This is a genomic window from Pseudomonas sp. P4_C3 (genome assembly GCF_056402075.1).
Genome location: NZ_JBFUIC010000623.1, coordinates 1 through 1,318 on the forward strand (window position 1 = coordinate 1; position 1,318 = coordinate 1,318).

Below are 1,318 nucleotides of genomic sequence, written 5' to 3' on the forward strand. Positions count from 1 at the left end.
TTCCCAACTCTGACCTGTCCATGGTGATCTCGGGGCAAAGGGTGAGCCGGGAGAATAAGGTATCTCCCGTCCGGCTCAACGCAGCGCTATTGCTTCTTTACGAGCAGGGGCGGATCTGTACCAAAACTATACGAGCGCTTGGCCCGGCGGGTCGATTTTGCRCTGTGAGTGCAGGGTGAGCCTCGTGGCGCTATACGCCAACTGAGCTAACCTTTGGGTAGCAGGTTGGTATCCGACGAGAACAACTAGACTATGAAAAAATCAGTAAAAGCCATCGATTCCCCAGCAAAAATACTTAAAGCGGAATGGCCAAACTTAGTGTTGTGGGCTTTTTTGTTGTCGCCGATAATAATTAGATTGATCACAAACCATCGATACTCGAAAATTGATTTGTTGGCCATGTATACCACTGCTATTTCAGTGTTGTGGCTTTTGGCGATTCGATTCGCTTCGTTCAATCAGTTCAAAACTCACGTCGTTCTGCTTCCGTTCTATTTGTTGGCGGCCGTCGATCTATTCCTTGTTCTGAATTTCAATTCGAGATTAACGGCGGCCTATCTATTTATCGGTCTGAACAGCTACAAGGAAACGGGCGATTTTTTGCTGACTTATTGGCGGCCGGTGACCATTGTTTTGATAATATTCGTCGCTTTCTATGGGGTAGGGCTCATAGGCTTGTATAAGCGTGAATTTTATAAAAGCAAGGGTGTTTTTATTTTGGTAATTAGTGCCTTGCTTTTGGGGTATGGCGCGTATTTTTATAAAACAGTCAAATTCAATTCTTTCGGGAAACCTGCGGTCCTGGATCTCATTGCAAAAGATCAAAGCACGCCCGCCGGGTACTTATCGCAAGTCGGCCTCACTACTTACTTGTATTTGCAATCGGAGCAGTTTATCAAGCGGCGCCGGGAATCGGAGGTGGAAATAACCAGTGTTTCGAATGAGTCAAATATAGAAACTGTTGTTTTTGTAATCGGTGAGTCATCGCGGCCGCAAAATTGGTCTCTCTACGGATATGACAAGGAGACCACCCCGAATCTCGACAGGCTGGCAGGGATTTACAAGTTCAATCGCATGTGTACGACAGCCCCATATACTTCGGCCGCCGTTCCCTCAATGCTCAGCCTTGAGCCCATATCGGATTGGAATGCCATTGCGTCAAAAAAATCCTTGGTGGGTATATATCGCGCAGCCGGTTACATGACCTATTGGTTGTCAGTGCAGGAAGTCGATAGTTTCGGCGGAATAATTCCGCAAATAGCAGCAGAGGCACAAAGTAGTCAATATTTTGAAAGGAGCTATGACGGAGCAATGATGC

Annotated in this window: 1 protein-coding gene; it reads left to right on the forward strand. The window is 46.6% G+C overall.

Annotation, left to right across the window (positions count from 1 at the left end):
• Positions 1–252: 252 nt before the first annotated feature.
• The coding region (locus AC1DVH_RS31255) for a sulfatase-like hydrolase/transferase (protein ID WP_477757040.1) at positions 253–1,318 on the forward strand (1,066 nt) is incomplete at its 3' end.